At 46.1% G+C, this 17,526-nt stretch carries 8 protein-coding genes; 5 read left to right on the forward strand and 3 right to left on the reverse strand.

Annotated elements, in window-relative coordinates:
- The first annotated feature begins 41 nt into the window (after positions 1-41).
- Both BacF7301_RS04920 and BacF7301_RS04925 read left to right on the forward strand, forming a co-directional pair.
- Complete coding sequence (locus tag BacF7301_RS04920; protein ID WP_167960764.1) at positions 42-866, forward strand: hypothetical protein; 825 nt, start codon at positions 42-44, stop codon at positions 864-866.
- Positions 863-3,976 carry a DEAD/DEAH box helicase gene (locus BacF7301_RS04925; protein ID WP_167960766.1) on the forward strand — a complete coding sequence of 1,038 codons (3,114 nt, stop codon included), beginning with the start codon at positions 863-865 and terminating at the stop codon, positions 3,974-3,976. The genes BacF7301_RS04920 and BacF7301_RS04925 overlap by 4 nt, the downstream gene beginning before the upstream one ends.
- 5 nt (positions 3,977-3,981) lie before the next feature.
- Here BacF7301_RS04925 and BacF7301_RS04930 read toward each other — a convergent pair whose 3' ends face one another.
- From BacF7301_RS04930 to BacF7301_RS04940, 3 genes are all read right to left on the reverse strand, one after another.
- Positions 3,982-7,923 carry a hybrid sensor histidine kinase/response regulator transcription factor gene (locus tag BacF7301_RS04930; protein WP_167960768.1) on the reverse strand — a complete coding sequence of 1,314 codons (3,942 nt, stop codon included), beginning with the start codon at positions 7,921-7,923 and terminating at the stop codon, positions 3,982-3,984.
- Between the two features lie 36 nt (positions 7,924-7,959).
- The gene (locus tag BacF7301_RS04935) at positions 7,960-10,407 is read right to left on the reverse strand and encodes a glycoside hydrolase family 95 protein (RefSeq protein WP_167960770.1); all 2,448 of its coding nucleotides are present in this window, start codon (positions 10,405-10,407) and stop codon (positions 7,960-7,962) included.
- A gap of 152 nt (positions 10,408-10,559) precedes the next feature.
- Positions 10,560-11,471, reverse strand: coding sequence for a helix-turn-helix domain-containing protein (locus BacF7301_RS04940; RefSeq protein WP_167960772.1), 912 nt, complete (start codon positions 11,469-11,471; stop codon positions 10,560-10,562).
- A gap of 224 nt (positions 11,472-11,695) precedes the next feature.
- Here BacF7301_RS04940 and BacF7301_RS04945 point away from each other — a divergent pair, with 224 nt between their 5' ends.
- The 3 genes from BacF7301_RS04945 to BacF7301_RS04955 are packed head-to-tail and all read left to right on the forward strand — an operon-like array spanning position 11,696 to position 17,373.
- A complete protein-coding gene (locus tag BacF7301_RS04945) occupies positions 11,696-12,802 on the forward strand; it encodes an efflux RND transporter periplasmic adaptor subunit (protein ID WP_167960774.1) in 1,107 nt (368 codons plus the stop codon).
- 14 nt (positions 12,803-12,816) lie between these two features.
- Complete coding sequence (locus BacF7301_RS04950) at positions 12,817-15,996, forward strand: efflux RND transporter permease subunit (protein WP_167960776.1); 3,180 nt, start codon at positions 12,817-12,819, stop codon at positions 15,994-15,996.
- A 12-nt stretch (positions 15,997-16,008) separates the two neighbouring features.
- Positions 16,009-17,373, forward strand: a complete 1,365-nt coding sequence (locus BacF7301_RS04955) for an efflux transporter outer membrane subunit (RefSeq protein ID WP_167960778.1) — start codon at positions 16,009-16,011, stop codon at positions 17,371-17,373.
- Positions 17,374-17,526 lie beyond the last annotated feature (153 nt).

Consider the following 17,526-nt stretch of genomic DNA (forward strand, 5'->3'; position numbering starts at 1 on the left):
TTTCGATCTATTTTGTATACTTTTGTTCAAAATCTATGCTTATGCCTGAATTTGTAAAACTTGACGTTAAAGTTTTTGATAAATTTATCCAGAAATTTTCAGAACGATATATTTCTCAGCGTACTGAAACGCAAGTAAGTCTTGATTCAATAGATAGCTCGCAGTTGGATGATTGTGGATTTGATGTGGAAAAGTTAAAACAAGTGATTCGAAAGAATGCAGTGGCTGTAGATTTTAAACGTGAACAAGGATTAGCTCCTGCTATTCTTAATGATATTTATAGAAGCGATTTGGGTGAATTATTGATGACTTACTATTTTGAAGAAAAAATAGGAGAAGATAAGCGTTTTATTATACCTCTGAAAAATATATCATCAAGGGAATTGGCTCAATTACCTGGTCGTAGTTTGGATGCTATCGGTTATCGTATAGATAAAGGACTATTTAATATATTATTGGGAGAAGCTAAGGTTTCGGAACAAAAGAAAACTCCCCCGGATGTCGTGCATCTAACAGATGACTCCATTTATAAATCTCAAAAGAAACATCATGAGGATTTACCGATGGTTATACAGAAGCTATCAGATTATTGTCGGAAATTAGGTGCTGAAGATTTTGTGACTTTTGCCTGTGCTGTACTTTATATGGAAACCGGTCAGACGGATAAATATAGCTTGACTTTTGGTTGTGCACTGATACGTGATTATACTTGTTGTAATGGGAGTGATTTTGGTAAGATGCAAACGAACGTTTCTGATTTCGACCCAAATGACGTCCATTTTGTTGTATTATCATTCACTCAAAAAACGATTAGTGAGACTGTAGATTTGTTTTATAGAGAAGTACAAAAAACTGTTAGACGATGAACCGTCAGATTTTAGATAGTTTGATACAAGATGAATTAATACGTTCTTTGTTAGAAAAGAGCGTAGATGCGTATTGGCTGTCTGAAATATATGACTATACACTTGATATGACTGATAAAGAACAAGAGATCTTTGTCCGTTTATCTATTCTCTGTACTACTCTGTCTTTAACTGATGAGGATAAAGACGGTAAAACTACAGAATATGCTTATAAATTACTACTTGCTGTGGATATGGATGATCCAAAGTTTCATTCATTGTTCGGTAATATTGTTGGTATAGATGAAGTTGATAATATGCTTTTATATTATTTTCTTCTTTCCAGCCTTGCATTAAAAAATGATAACACCATATCTGCGCGTATAAATCTTAGACAGTTTGATTCCGATGTTATAAATGTGACAGAAGACTGGAAAGGACGTGTACTTTCCAGTATCCTTCATGCATTAATTCTTCTTATAAGAAAAGATAATGGATTTGCAGATATTAAATATGCGTTACAACTGATTGTGGAATTACAATCAGAACAGGAAAAATTTGAAACAGAATATCTTCATCGTTATCAATTTAAAGAAGAAGTTGGAGAAGCCTTGTCGCTTTTAGCTTTATATCATACATCTAAGGCAGTTGTTGAAACAGCACATTACTTGATTGACGGTTATTCATATTCTAAACGTATTGAAAATGTGATTCGAGTTCATATTGATATGGCTGTTAAATTATTGGGAGACGGACAAAGTAGGCTAAAAGATATTATCAGAATCATTTCTGCTGATTTAAAGTTTATCTGCCAAAATTCGATTTGGGCGCATACCGGATTTCAGGACAAGATAAGATTACTGTGCGAGAAGAAAAGTCAAAGTGGCATTCTTGAACTACTTCCATCTCAGCGGAATGCACTTGCACAGAAGCTCTTGGATGTATATGCTAGCGCAACAGTTCTTCAAATGCCGACGAGTGCAGGAAAAACGTTGTTAGCAGAATTCAATATAATTGTGACCAAGTCTTTGCGTGCTGACGCTAAGATTATTTACATAGTACCTTCACGTGCATTAGTTAACCAAGTCTATTATGATCTGAAGTCAGATTTGGCAGATTTAAATATTAATGTTGAAAAGACATCGTCCGCTATTGAAATAGACCCGACTGAAAATGAGTTCTTGGCTTGTGATAAAATAGATATTTTAGTTTCTACACCAGAGAAACTTGATTTGTTAATCAGAAGAAAACATCCTTCAGTAGATGATGTGTCTTTATTCATTGTTGATGAAGCTCATACTATTGCGAATGGTGACCGTGGTGCGAAGCTGGAGTTATTGATGGCATTGTTGAAACGTGAAAGGCCAAATGCTAAATTTATGTTGCTTTCTCCTTTCCTGCATGGGAAGAAGGATGTCATGGCTGAATGGCTGGGTGGTGGTAATACTATTCAAATTGATTGGAAGCCTGCCGAAAAATTATTGATAGGTTTGATATGTCACAAAACGACGCGTAAAAATGAAGTAAAATACGAGTTGCTGGATTCTGCCTATGATTCATCTCTGAAAGGAGAAATGAGTGGTTGTTTTGAGAATCCATATCAGTTGCAAAGTAAGTCTGATAAAGACCATATACTTGAATTCTCATGTAAGCATTTTGCAAAGCCTGGGAAAACGATGTTGATACTTTGCCAAGGTAAAGGGATGGCGAATAAAAGAGCCGGTTTTATTTATGATTTGGTAGATTCATTTGCTGAAACAGATGAGATAGCATTAGTCAGAAAGTATATTAATGATGAAATAGGTAAAGAAACAGCATTGACTAAGTATTTGTCTAAAGGTATTGCTGTACACCATGCAGGATTGTCAGATGAGGCAAAGTTGCTGATTGAGTATCTAATCCGTGAAAAGCAAATTAAATATGTATCTGCTACTACGACTATTGCAGAAGGAGTGAACTTTCCCGTTTCTACTGTCTTCTTTGATGATTATAGAAAAGGTGATTCTTCTCTTACTTCTAATGACTTTTGGAATATTGCAGGTAGGGCAGGTAGAACATTGGTTGATAATTTCGGGAAAATAATTATGCCTTTTCATACTCCGAGAAGCAAAGAAGTATTTAAAGGCATTGTCCAAAAAAGCTCTGATGAATTGGCAAGCGTATTGGCTGAGTTATTTATAAATGAAGAAGAAGTCCGTTCTTATTTGGCCCAGGAAAACATCTACAGCCTGATTAAACATTATCCGGATTCATTTTCTCCTTTATTCCAGTATTTTGTTCATCTGCTTAGTGCCGGAAAAAATATCTATGCAACAGAAGTTGAAGATTTATTCAAGGACTCTTTGGAATATTATTTGCTTGATACAGAGGGACAAAGAAGTAGATTTGTGAATCTATGTAAAAGTATATATCAGTTTATAGAGCTAAAGTATGGAGGTACTTCAGGTGTTCTACAATTTGCCGACAAGACAGGCTTTTCTGTTCCATCGGTATTGAATATAATGCGAGAAAAGTCTCACAATGATGTAATATCAGATTTGTCGGGATGGCAACCTGATATAATGTTTAATAAACAGGATACCTCTAATCTTGCAGAAAAAATCAGAGTGATAGCTGCTTTGAAAGAAACTCGGTTAGGAACTGAGTCTGATGATGCTCCATTTAGTCCTGATCAGATAGCTAAGGTGATAACCGCTTGGGTGAAAGGAGATAATCTTGATTCTATATCTTTGATACATCCCAGTTTTAGGACTCTGAAAGAAGATGAACGTATGACCAAGTTTATGAAAAAGATGAATGATATACGTTTTAAAACTTCTTGGGGATTAAGTGCGTTGGAGGGTATTGTGAAAGGTAATGAGAATGACCTGCGTGATTCCTATATTCCTTCTCTTGTTTACTATGGAGTGGATAGTGAAAGACCATTGGCATTAAGAATGCTAGGTATTCCGCGATCCTTGTCATTCAGTTTGGCAAATATTATAGAGGGAGATTTAAAAGGATATTCTTTCTCTTCTTTAAGAGAGAAAATTAAAGGATTGTCTCCATCGGATTGGGAGAATTTTAAACCTGAAAAATCAAATCTTTCAGGTTTGGAATGGCAAAGGATAGTTAGAATTCTTATGAAGTAGTGCTATTATTTAGTATCTCTTTTCTTATGTTTCTCCTTATATTGGCTAGGTGTCTCCCCGGTATATTGCTTGAACGCCGTACTAAAATAGCTCGGAGTAGTAAATCCGGTTTTCTCCGCAATTTCGGAGAAGGGCATATCCGTACTTGATATGAATGTAATAGCCTTTTCTATACGGAGCTTGTTGATATAGTCGTTTGCCCCCATGCCTGTAAGCGCTTTCAGCTTGTTATAGAGGGAGGAGCGCCCTAATCCTACTTCCTGGCAGATCAATTGAATACCTAAGCCGGTATTGTCCATATTCTCCTGAATGACACTGTTCAGTTTAATCAGGAACGTTTCGTCAGTCAGGCTGATGGTGCTTTCTTCCGGAGTGGGGATTAATCCTGCGTTCAGATACCTTTTCTTGGTATATTCCCGGTTTTTCAACCGGTTGCGGATAAGCTCCATTAGCATTTCCACCTCGAAAGGTTTGCTCAAATAGCCGTCCGCCCCATTCTTATAGCCGCTTATCTGGCTTTGCTTGTCATCTCTGGCAGTCAGCAGAATGACGGGAATGTGGCTGATGGTAATATCCTCTTTAATCGTTTTGCAAAGTTCATATCCGTTCATCCGGGGCATCATCACGTCGCTGACTATAATATCGGGGACATGGCTTCTGACCAGTTGAAGGGCTTCCACACCATCTCCGGCGATAATCGCCCGTTTAAAATATTCCTCTAATGTCTTTTTGAGGAAATCCGTCATATCCGGGTTGTCATCCACTACGAGAATGGTGTATGGAGTGGTGTCGAATACCTCTTTCACGGACGGCTGCCCGCTGTTATCATCCATCATCAGTTCGTTCAGATAAGCTTTCGGCTGGCAGATGATTTCTTCCGGTTCCTGTCTCGACGGTAACTCGAAAAAGAAAGTGGCACCGGCTTCCTGATTATCCTGTGCACCGATAGAGCCGCCGTGCAGTTCCACCAGAATCTTGGAGTAAGACAAGCCGATTCCTGTTCCGCTCTGTTCCCCTGTTCCCTGATAGAAGCGGGTAAAGAGCTTGTGCGTATCCACTTGCTTCAGTCCGCATCCCTGGTCGATGACGGAGATACGCACCCGGTTTTCTTCGGGTAGCAGCTCCGAAGCAATCGTTATTTCCGTGTCCTGCGGACTGTGTTTCAAGGCATTGATAAGCAGGTTACTTAGGATAATCTCGCATTTGTCCTTATCGAAACTAACTTTCTCTATCTGCGAGTCGAGCTGATAGCGGATATGCACATTCTTTGCTTCCCCCTCACTGATAAAATCCTGCGAAACGTGTTCAATCCATTGGTTGAGAGGATGAGGCTCTATCAGTAGCTTGCTCTCCCCTACTTCCATTTTCCGTACGTCGAGCACCATATTAATCAGGTTCTTCATCCGTTGTGCTTGCCGGTAAATGGCTTTTAACGGCAGATATTGGCTGTCTCCGGAAGAGAGCGACTTCAAAATCTGGTTGAGTGGCGCATGAATAAGCGTCAGCGGAGTCCGTAGTTCGTGGCTGATATTGATAAGAAAGCGTACTTTTTCCTCGTACATCTGTTTCTCATGCTCTTTCATTGCCCACTTCAACTTTTCCTGATTACGTTTCAGCGTTCTGCGGAAAGTTTCGATGATTATTGTAGAGATAAGGACGGCACAGCCGAGAATGAACCACCACGTCCGATACCATGGCGGGAGCACGGTTAACTCCATTATTTTCTGGTTAGGAATCCAACTGCCGTCTTTGGTTGTGCACGAAGCCATAATTTTGTAATTGCCCGGTGGCAACGACCGGATTACCAATTCCGGCTGATACGATTCGATATACTGGTCGTTCAGCCCCTCTATCCGGTAGCGGTAGACTTTCTTGCGGAAGATATCCTCTTCTTTCGACATGATTCGGATAGTGATATTGCTGTCCCATGGGACAGAGATTGCTGCCGGATGACTATATAGCTTGTTCTGTGCAGGCTCACCGTTGATGATAATATCCAACAGTTGCAGTTCAGGCATTTCCGATGTATTCAGCAGAAGTTGGCCGTCAATGCGCAGCATACCCTTTACACCGCCGATATAGACATCCCCCTCATTGTTTACCAACCGGGCGTTGGGCAGATATTCGTTTTGGATAGCCCCGTTCGACTCTCCGAAGAGAACGAACTTCTGTTCCTGTATAAGCCAGGCGAAAAGCAGATTATCCGCACCTATCCATACTTTGCCCCTCTGGTCACATTGCACCATGTTGACTTCGGTAAACAGGTTGGTAGGGATGTGCGTCTGCTTTTGGGAAACGGGGTTGTAGTGGATAAGGCCGAAATTGCTTCCTATCCAGAAATCGCCGTGCTCGTCGTGTGACGCGGAACTGATTACGGTATCCTGATAACATTCGAAGGTTGTTTTCAGCAAGGAATCCCCATCGTGCAGTTCGTAGATATGTTTGAAGTCGTTGATGTAAGTCCGGTTGTTCTCGTGCTTGAAGGGGACGAGCGTGCCGACAATACTTTTCCCTTCTTCTCCGGTGACCTTGTCGAATTTCTTTTCTTTCAGGTGATACTGGTAGACATGGTCGCCCAGTAATAACACGGTGTTGGGGGTGTTCTGATATAAGTTGACCGATTTACCCCGGTTGCAAAGTTGTGTCGTAGTTTCTTTGTCGACAATGGTAAAAGGCTGTTTCTCCCCGGTTGCGGGGTTGAATATGAATACTCCTTTGGAGAAAAGGGAAATCAGTAGTTTTCCGGGAGTGAATCCGCTGATAAACGCTATTTTATCGTTCCAGGTAGAAAGATAATGGGTGAATTTCTCGGTACGCGGGTTAAAGAGGTTGATACCGCCGCCGTCCGTACCAATCCAGATACTGTCGGTCGATTGGCGGTAAAGGCTTCGCACAGTGCTGTTGCTTAGTCCGCGGTCGTTGCCGGGGACTACGTCGGTGTAGGTTTTCATGAACACTTCCCGGATGCTGATCAATCCGTTGCAGGTGCTTCCTGCCCATATATTGTTGTTGTGGTCGTTGTGCAGGCAGAGAATGGAGTTGGCGGGGAGAGAGTAGTTTTCACGTCCCGGGATATATTCCAGTTGGAAGATTTCCCCGGTTTCGGGGGTGAGGATATTGATTCCGCCGCCGTCCGTTCCTATCCACAGTTGCCCTTCCCTTTCGGCAAGGCTCAGGACGATGTCGTTGCTAAGGGCGGAGTTGCGGGTGGAGTACGAAGCCAGTAGTTTGCCGTCGTATGAGTAGCAACGAAGTCCGCCGCTGTAAGGGGCAATCCATATTCTTTTCCGGCTGTCGGTCATCATGGTGGTAATTTCCGGCCCGCAGTCGAAGGGGGGGCGTCTGTGCTCTCCGGTATGCAGGTCTACGAGGTATATGCCTGTCCAACGGCTGCAACAAAGCAACGTCTTTGAATCCCACATACTGAGAGCGTTGATTTTAAAAGAGTTGGCGTTGAAATATTGCAGAAGCCGGAGAGAAGAATCGTCATAACTATATTTGTAAATCCTGTCCTTGCCGCCAAAGAGGATTCCGTCCGGGACAAGGCAGAAGGAATAGGCGGTGATATTCTTCCCGTCTTCGTCCGTGGGGAACGTGAAGTCGTTGCTCTGCTGTTGGTAACGGGCGATACCTTTTTCAGTCAGTACCCAGATGTTGTGTTGCTTGTCTTCAGCAATCTGATAAATCAGGTTGTGGAGAAGCGAGTTCGGGTTGTTTGCCTGGTGTTTGTATCTTTTCAGTTCGTGCCCGTCGAACTTTCCCAGTCCCGATTTGGTGCCTATCCATACGAAACCCTGCTCATCCCGGAGAATACAGCGCACGTTGGACGGCAGTCCTTCTTTCAGAGAGATTTGTTTAAAGTAATAGTGTTCTGCCCGCAGGGGGAGAACACATATTAACTGTATGATAAAGAGAAAGCTCAGCAGAGCAACATATTTTGTTTTCATGTAAAGCAGGTTTGTTTATGAGGACAGATGCCTTGTTTATAATACGGTTAACCTGTCCCCTTTTAAAGTGATTTCGTATTTTTTCCCTTTTACGGTCTTGAACTTGAGCGTCTTGTCTCCGTATCTTACGTTACAGGGGATTCCGGATTTGGAATGGATGATAGCTTTCTCCAGTTGTCCCTCTTTCCAGGAGATGGAAACCTCAAAATTCCCTTTGGCGCAGATTCCGCTTATCGAGCCGCTTGCCCATGCATCCGGCAAAGCGGGGAGTAATTGGATGAATCCCATATGGCTCTGCAATAACATTTCGGTTATTCCTGCAGTACCGCCGAAGTTCCCGTCAATCTGGAAAGGTGCGTGGGTGTCCCACAGATTGTCCAGTGTACCGTTTTTCAGCAGGTTTCCGTATAGTTTGTACGCATGGTTTCCATCTTGCAGGCGTGCCCATTGGTTGAGTTTCCAACCCATGCTCCAGCCGGTAGCGCCGTCTCCGCGATGTTCCAGTACCACTCTGGCTGCTTGTGCAAGTTCGGGGGTAGTCACGGGAGAGATAGTATGTCCCGGATGCAATCCGAACAGGTGGTTGACGTGGCGGTGTTCATCTTTCGGGTCGTCTATGTCGGTAGACCATTCCAACAACTGACCGTAGCGTCCTATGCGGTACGGAACCAGTTTTGCCAGTACGTTTTCCCATTGCTTGCGTTCTTTGGCGTCCGTTCCGAGTACCTTGCTTGCCTGGATAGCGTCCAGTAATATTTCACGTACTACGGCATGCGCGAAAGTGACTCCCTCGTCCACCGGGCCGTGTTCGGGAGAAGTGGAAGGAGCGGCGGTGTAAGTTCCGTCGGGCTTGTGCCACAAGTGGTCTACCGCAAACTGTGCGCTGCTTTTTATAAGGTCGTAGCCGATTTCCTTTAAGAATTTCGTGTCACGGGTATAATCATAATACTCCCATATATGCGTTGCCAGCCACGGACCGGCGGTAGGATTCAAGTTCCATGCCATGGATTTGCTGGATAAGGGAGCTGTAAATCCGAAGATATTGGCAGAGATGGATGCAGTCCATCCGCGGGCGTTGAAATAGGCTTGTGCTGTCTTCTCACCGGGTTTCACCAAGCTGCGTATAAAGTCAATCAAAGGCCATGTACATTCAGAGAGATTGGTGGGGCACGCAGGCCAGTAATTCATTTGAATGTTGATGTTATTGTGGTAATCTACCCGCCACGGGCCGTCGGTATTGTTGTGCCACAATCCTTGCAGGTTGGCTGGCATGTTGCCGGGGCGCGAACTGGCTATGAGCAGATAGCGTCCGAACTGATAGTACAATTGTTCGAGCTGATAGTCCGGCACGCCTTTCTTATAGTTAGCCAGTCGTTTGTAGGTCGGCAGGTTGGGAGTGCCGATTTCCAGATTGATTTCAAAACGTACCCGATTGAACAGCGCGGTATAATCGGCTTCGTGATTACGGTAAAGCTCGTCATAACCTTTTTTCAGGGCATTGTCCATCATAGCCAGAGTCGTTTGTGACGGGTCGTTGCCGACGTAGGCTTTCGGGTCTTTGAAGTCCGGGGCAAAGTTCATCTTATAATCGGTATCCGCCGTAAGCAGGAATACCACTTCGTCGGCGTCCTTCACAATAATCCGGTCGTTTTCCGCTTTCAGTGTCCCCCCTTTGTGGATAGCCTTGATTCGGAAAGCGAACTTCATTCCGTTGTTATTGAGGACTCCGGTATAAACTAACCCGTCATTCCCGTCTGCTTCCAGATGGCTTTTTGCTTCGTTGTTGGGACAATAGCTAAGTACAAGATTCTGTTTTCCGCCTTTGTCGGCAGTAAACTTCATGACCATAACGCTGTCCGGATAGGATATGAAGTATTTCCGTTGATACCGTATCCCGTCCTTGTCAAATTGCACCACAGCCATCGCCGAATCCAATGACAGGATGCGGCGGTAATTGCTCATATTGATTTTGCTGAGTCCGGTTTCCACATAAAGCTCTCCCATAGTGGTAAAAGCCCCGAAGCGGAACGGAGTCTCGTCTTTTTCTTCATAAGCTCCCAGCCCGTTGAAGTTTTCCTGCGTGAGATACCCCGCCTTTTGGGAATCCCCGTCCAGGAAAGCCTGCCGGATTTCTTTCAGTACGCCTGCCGACTGTTTGTTGACGTCCCAGTAATATTCGGCACCCTTAGCAGTATTCGGCCCCCCTTTCCAAAGGGTCTTTTCATTCAGTGTGATTCGTTCTGCGGATATGGAGCCCATGATATTCGCTCCCAGACTGCCATTCCCGATAGGCAGCGAACGGCTTTCCCATGCTTTGTCCGGATTCGCCCCTGTGCCGGAAGCGCGTAGCCAGATAGCTTGTCCGTCGAGATTGTTGGGAGTGTCGAACCATACGGAAAGTCCCTGTGTATAATCCACCGTCTCTATGGACGATGCAGAAAGAGAAAAAAGAGTGCAAAGAATAAGCAAGTAGAGTTTTTTCATAATATGTGTTGTTTAAAGGAATGTGAGACACAAAGGTACTTGTTTTTTAAGATTCTGGTTAACGGGCTGCTTTCAATTTTCACCAATAGGCTTTTAAAAATCGCCAAAAGTGCCTTTCCAATGCAAGGACAGACACTTTTTATGTATTCTTGTCATTCCTCTTTCCTGCTCCTGTAATTAGCCGGCGATGTCCCCAAATGCATCTTTACGTATTTTCCGAAGAAGGACTGGTTGGGGAAATTGAATTCTTCCGCGATTTCCTTGATAGACTTGTCCGAGCGCTTCAGCCGGTATTTGATGTGCTCTATGGTGACTTCATTAATCAAGTCCAGCGGGGTTCTGCCGCATGCTTGCTTGATGACTTTCGAAAAATGTTTCGGAGTATAACAGAGCTCGTCGGCAAAATAGCTCACGGAGCGGTGCATACCCTTGTCTTTCGATAGTAGTTCCATGAATTTCCGTAAGATATAATCCGCCTGCTTGATACTTTCTTTCGGCCGGTCTGCGCTGTCAGAACATTCGAGTTCCTTATGGAGTTGCCCCAGCATTTCGCAAAAGAGGGCGGAAAAGAGATATTGCATCACTTCCCTGTGGTAGTAATGAGGTTCATCGTTTATCTTGGCAACGATTAAGTCCCGGTAGAATCCGAAAACGGACTTGTCGTCACCGTCTCCTACGGTCTTCACCGGGTTGTTGTGGATATGGACGGCAGTATTCCACGTTTCCCTTTCCATTTTAATGATACGTTGCAGGAAACGGGTGGAGAATCCGGCAAGCCTTACCTTATATTTAGGACTCAGCATTGTATGGTTGATGATAGTATTGGGAAGTCCGAGCAGCAATTCACCTGCCTGCAACTGGTAAGTCCGGTAGTTGATGTCCAGTTGGATGCACCCCTCTATGCAGACGGCAATGAGAAAACATTCCAGCCTGATTGTCTCATTGCTATAAGGAATACCTTCCAGACTGTTGACTATCGCAAAGTCATCGTCTATATAATCAAGGAGATGCTGGCTATCCTTAAAGTCTTTTATGTCCACCGTCTTAATGTTCTCTTTTTCCATATTCTTTTCTTTTTTTACTTTCTGCAAAGTTGGTGAATAAAGGGGAAAACGGAATGTCCCATTCTTCTTCATATTTGTTTGATATGTCGTTTATTGACAAATAGTTAGCAATAAAAAGCACAAACGGCGAAAATTGAACATTTATAGAGGGAAATTGGTCACTATCGCCTTGTTCTTTTCTCCTACTTTTGTCCAGGTTTTAATAAAAGACAAAAAGAGTAAGTATGATTACAGTAGACAAAAAATGGATACGGCTGATAGGGATTGTCGGTTGTACAGTGTGGTTGGCATCTTGCAAGCAGGCACCGGATGCAGGAGTGAAATCTTCTTCTTATGCAGTGATTCAACTGAAGCCGGAAGATAAGGAATTTTCTTCTTCCTATTCGGCGAGCATACGCGGACGGCAGGATATTGACATTTATCCGCAGGTGTCGGGGACGATTGAGAAGCTCTGTGTGACCGAAGGACAGAAAGTACGCCGCGGACAGTTGCTCTTCGTCATCGACCAGGTGCCTTACAAGGCTGCACTCAAAACCGCCACTGCCAATGTAGAAGCTGCACGCGCCGCACTGGGTACTGCCGAACTGACCTACAAGAGCAACAAGGAATTGTATGCGCAGAAAGTAGTTTCGGAATTCAGCCTGAGGACAGCGGAGAATTCTTATCTCACCGCCAAAGCGCAACTCTCGCAGGCCGAAGCGCAGGAAATCAGCGCCCGCAACAACCTCTCCTATACCGAAGTGAAAAGTCCGAGTGACGGAGTGGTAGGTGCATTGCCCTATCGCGCAGGTGCGTTGGTCAGTGCCAATATGCCCTATCCGCTCACGACGGTCAGCGACAATTCGGATATGTATGTCTATTTCTCCATGACCGAGAACCAGTTGCTTGCCCTGACCCGCCAGTACGGTGATATGGACGAAGCGCTGAAGAACATGCCGGAAGTGGAATTGCGCCTGAATGATAACTCTGTCTATGACAAGAAAGGCGTCATCGAATCCATAAGCGGCGTTATCGACCGTCAGACGGGCACTGTGGTGGCGCGCGTGGTGTTTCCCAACGAATCGAGGCTGCTACATAGCGGAGCGTCGGGCACGGTCGTAGTGCCGAATATCTATAAGGACTGTATTGCCGTTCCGCAGACAGCTACCGTGCGGATGCAGGACAAGACGATTGTATATAAGGTAGTGGACGGCAAGGCTGTCTCCACCCTGATAACCGTATCCGCAATCAATGACGGACGCGAATACGTGGTGCTGGACGGGCTGAAAGCCGGTGATGAGATTGTGTCGGAAGGCGCCGGACTAGTGCGCGAGGGTACGCAGGTTAAATAAGAAGGAGACTGATTATGAAAGGAAATATATTTATTAAACGGCCGGTGATGGCTATCTCCATTTCCGTGCTGATTCTGGCGATAGGGCTTATTTCGCTCTTTACATTGCCGGTGGAGCAGTATCCCGACATTGCACCCCCGACGGTCTATGTGTCCGCCAGCTATACCGGTGCTGATGCCGAAGCGGTGATGAACAGTGTCATCATGCCCCTTGAAGAGAGTATTAACGGTGTAGAAGACATGATGTATATCAGTTCAAGCGCTTCCAATGCAGGTCTGGCTATTATACAAGTTTACTTCAAACAGGGTACAGACCCCGACATGGCGGCAGTCAACGTGCAGAACCGCGTGGCTAAGGCACAGGGATTGCTTCCCGCCGAAGTGACGAAAGTCGGTGTAAGCACGATGAAGCGCCAGACCAGCTTCTTGCAGATTGGAGCCTTGGTATGCAACGACGGTCGCTACGACCAGACGTTCCTTGCCAATTATCTGGACATCAACGTCATTCCCCAAATCAAACGTATCGAGGGAGTAGGAGACGTTATGGAACTGGGGGATACATACAGTATGCGTATCTGGCTGAAACCGGAACGGATGGCGCAATACGGGCTGGTTCCTTCGGACATCACTGCCATATTGGGTGAGCAGAACATCGAAGCTCCCACCGGTTCGCTGGGCGAAAGCTCGAATAACGTCTTCCAGTTTACGATGAAATATCGCGGGCGCTTGAAGAGTGTGGAAGAATTTCAGAACACCGTTGTCCGCTCGCGTGAGGACGGCTCCATACTCCGTCTGAAAGATGTGGCAGAAGTGGAACTGGGCACTATGACTTATAGCTTCCGCAGTGAAATGGACAGCAATCCTGCCGTTCTCTATATGATATTCCAGACGGCGGGCTCCAATGCTACGGCTGTAAATAAAGAGATTACCGCCCAAATGAAGCGAATGGAGAAGAACCTGCCGGAAGGAACGGAATTCGTCACGATGATGAGTTCGAACGACTTCCTTTTCGCTTCCATACATAATGTGGTAGAGACGCTGATTATCGCTATCATTCTGGTAATCCTCGTGGTATATTTCTTCTTGCAGGACTTGAAGAGTACGCTTATTCCGTCTATTTCCATCATCGTTTCGCTGGTGGGTACGTTTGCCTGCCTGGTGGCTGCGGGATTCAGTCTGAACATTCTGACGCTGTTCGCTTTGGTGCTCGCTATCGGTACGGTGGTGGACGACGCCATTGTGGTGGTGGAAGCGGTGCAGTCCAAGTTTGATGCCGGATACAAGTCCCCTTATCTTGCCACTAAAGATGCAATGGGTGACATGACAATGGCTATCATTTCCTGTACTTGCGTGTTCATGGCAGTATTTATTCCCGTGACATTCATGGGCGGTACTTCGGGCGTGTTCTATACACAGTTCGGTATCACTATGGCGACTGCCGTAGGTATCTCCATGATTTCGGCTCTGACGCTGTGTCCCGCCTTGTGCGCCATCATGATGCGTCCGTCGGACGGAACCAAGAGTGCCAAGAGTATTAACGGGCGGGTACGTGCTGCCTACAATGCTTCGTTCAATGCCGTATTGGGCAAGTATAAGAAAGGTGTGCTGTTCTTTATCCGCCACCGTTGGATGGTGTGGACTTCGCTGGCTGTTGCCGTTGCCTTGCTGGTGTATTTGATGAGCACTACCAAGACGGGACTTGTGCCGCAGGAAGACCAGGGTGTCATCATGGTGAATGTCAGCATTTCGCCGGGAAGCACGCTCGAAGAGACTACGAAAGTGATGGACAGGTTGGAAAATATCCTGAAAGATACGCCCGAAATAGAGCATTATGCCCGCGTGGCAGGATACGGGCTTATCTCCGGTCAGGGAACGTCTTACGGTACGATTATTATCCGCCTGAAAGACTGGAGTGAACGAAAAGGCAAGGAACATAGTTCGGATGCCGTATCTTCCCGGCTCAATGCGCAATTCCAGTCCATAAAAGAAGCGCAGGTATTCAGTTTCCAGCCCGCCATGATTCCGGGTTATGGTATGGGTAACTCCCTCGAACTGAACCTTCAGGATATGGCGGGTGGAGATTTGGCTACATTCTATGATGCTGCCATCCAATTTCTCGGTGCCTTGAACGAGCGTCCCGAAGTGGCTATGGCCTACACTTCTTATGCTATCAACTTCCCGCAAATATCAGTAGAGGTGGATGCGGCCAAATGTAAGCGTGCAGGCATTTCACCGAGTGCGGTGCTCGATGCGGTGGGCAGTTATTGCGGTGGCGCATATATTTCCAACTATAATCAGTACGGAAAAGTATATCGCGTGATGATGCAGGCATCGCCTGAATACCGTCTGGACGAGCAGGCATTGGATAATATGTTCGTGCGCAACGGTACGGAAATGGCTCCGGTGAGCCAGTTCGTGACACTGAAACAAGTGTTGGGCCCTGAGACGGCCAACCGTTTCAACCTGTACAGCACTATCACAGCCAATGTGAATCCGGCGGACGGTTATTCTTCCGGCGAAGTGCAGAAGGTGATTGAAGAAGTGGCAGCACAGTCCTTGCCGATGGGCTACGGATACGAATATGGCGGTATGGCACGCGAAGAAGCAAGTAGCGGCGGTGCGCAGACGGTTTTCATCTATGCCGTTTGTATCTTCCTTATCTATCTGATTTTGGCTTGTCTTTACGAGAGTTTCCTCATACCGTTTGCCGTTATCTTCTCCGTACCGTTCGGGCTGATGGGTTCGTTCCTTTTCGCCAAAATACTCGGATTGGAGAATAATATCTACTTGCAGACGGGTGTGATTATGTTGATTGGCTTGCTGGCGAAGACGGCTATCTTGATTACGGAGTACGCCATAGAACGCCGCCGCAAAGGAATGGGTATCGTAGAATCCGCCTACTCTGCTGCACAAGTCCGCTTGCGTCCTATCCTGATGACGGTGCTGACGATGATTTTCGGTATGCTTCCGCTGATGTTCTCATCCGGTGCGGGAGCCAACGGTAACAGTTCGCTGGGTACGGGCGTCGTGGGCGGTATGGCTGTCGGGACACTGGCATTGCTCTTCGTTGTTCCAGTCTTCTACATCATCTTTGAATTCTTGCAGGAGAAAATCCGCAAACCGATGGAAGAGGAAGCAGACGTGCAGGTGCTTTTAGAAAAAGAAAAGAGCGAAGTTGAACGCGAACGTAACTAAATGAAAGGAAGAATGAAAAAGAATATTATCACATTAGTTGCCATTAGCCTGTCGTTGAGCGGCTGTGGTATCTATACCAAATACGAGCCCGCCACTGTTGTCCCCGAGGACCTTTATGGCGGGGAAGTGGTGGCCGAAGACACTGCCGGTCTGGGCACTATGGACTGGCGCGAACTCTTCACCGATTCCTATCTGCAATCCCTCATCGAAGTGGGATTGCAGAACAATACCGACTACCAGTCTGCCCAGCTTCGCGTGGAAGAAGCCCAGGCAGCGCTGCTGTCTGCCAAACTAGCTTTCTTGCCTGCGTTCGCCCTTTCCCCACAGGGAATAGTGAGCAGCTTCGACACGCAAAAGGCCACGCAGACCTACTCATTGCCCGTTACTGCCAGTTGGGAACTGGACGTATTCGGCCGTATGCGCAATGCCAAGAAACAGGCGAAAGCACTTTATGCGCAAAGTGAGGATTATCGTCAGGCTGTCCGTACGCAGTTGATAACGGGTATAGCCAATTCTTACTATACCCTGCTGATGCTGGACGAACAGCTCGATATCTCCCGTCAGACGGAGCAGGCATGGAAAGAAACCGTAGAGTCCACCCGTGCATTGATGAATGCCGGACTGGCAAACGAGTCTGCTGTCTCGCAAATGGAAGCTGCCTGCTATCAGGTGCAAAGCTCTGTCCTCGATTTGCAGCAACAGATAAACCAGGTAGAGAACAGCCTCGCCTTGATGCTGGCGGAGACGCCCCGCAACTACGAGCGCGGCACGCTGTCAGGTCAGCAGTTCCCCACGGACTTCTCGATAGGGATTCCCGTACGGATGCTTTCCTGCCGTCCCGATGTCCGTTCGGCCGAACGGACGCTGGAAGCAGCATTCTACGGGACCAATGCGGCACGTTCGGCTTTCTACCCTTCCATTACTTTGAGTGGGAGTGCCGGATGGACGAACTCCGCCGGGGCGATGATACTCAATCCGGGCAAGTTCGTAGCCTCGGCAGTAGGTTCGCTGACACAACCCCTCTTTAACCGGGGACAGGTTGTTGCACAGTACCGTATAGCCCGTGCGCAGCAGGAAGAAGCTGCCCTCGGTTTTCAGCAGACGTTGCTCAATGCGGGCAGTGAGGTGAATGACGCTTTGACGGCTTATCAGACCAGTCAGGGAAAAAGCCTCTTGCTGGACAAGCAGATTACTTCTCTGCAAACAGCTCTGCGAAGTACTTCCCTGCTCATGGAGCATAGCAATACCACCTATCTGGAAGTGCTTACCGCCCGTCAGTCATTGCTAAGCGCACAACTGACGCAGACTGCCAATCATTTTACCGAAATACAAAGTATAATTAACCTATACCGTGCTTTAGGAGGAGGTCAGGAATAAACTGTATCATACTCTTTGTTTTTTAAAATTATGATGAAAAGGGGCTGCCGCAGAAGTGATTCTTTGGCAGTTTCGCTTTGTATGGGGTGCTCCTTTCATTTTGACACCTTCTTGAACCCCTTAAAATATACTTGAATATTGAAACAAATATAG

The sequence above is a fragment of the Bacteroides faecium genome, assembly GCF_012113595.1.
In the GTDB taxonomy this organism is placed as follows: Bacteria; Bacteroidota; Bacteroidia; order Bacteroidales; family Bacteroidaceae; genus Bacteroides; species Bacteroides faecium.

What these genes read in the sequence shown, in the direction of transcription:
- BacF7301_RS04920 (WP_167960764.1), top strand. Translation starts at nt 42, where the DNA reads ATGCCTGAATTTGTAAAACTTGACGTTAAAGTTTTTGATAAATTTATC.
- BacF7301_RS04925 (WP_167960766.1), top strand. Translation starts at nt 863, where the DNA reads ATGAACCGTCAGATTTTAGATAGTTTGATACAAGATGAATTAATACGT.
- BacF7301_RS04930 (WP_167960768.1), bottom strand. Translation starts at nt 7,923, where the DNA reads ATGAAAACAAAATATGTTGCTCTGCTGAGCTTTCTCTTTATCATACAG.
- BacF7301_RS04935 (WP_167960770.1), bottom strand. Translation starts at nt 10,407, where the DNA reads ATGAAAAAACTCTACTTGCTTATTCTTTGCACTCTTTTTTCTCTTTCT.
- BacF7301_RS04940 (WP_167960772.1), bottom strand. Translation starts at nt 11,471, where the DNA reads ATGGAAAAAGAGAACATTAAGACGGTGGACATAAAAGACTTTAAGGAT.
- BacF7301_RS04945 (WP_167960774.1), top strand. Translation starts at nt 11,696, where the DNA reads ATGATTACAGTAGACAAAAAATGGATACGGCTGATAGGGATTGTCGGT.
- BacF7301_RS04950 (WP_167960776.1), top strand. Translation starts at nt 12,817, where the DNA reads ATGAAAGGAAATATATTTATTAAACGGCCGGTGATGGCTATCTCCATT.
- BacF7301_RS04955 (WP_167960778.1), top strand. Translation starts at nt 16,009, where the DNA reads ATGAAAAAGAATATTATCACATTAGTTGCCATTAGCCTGTCGTTGAGC.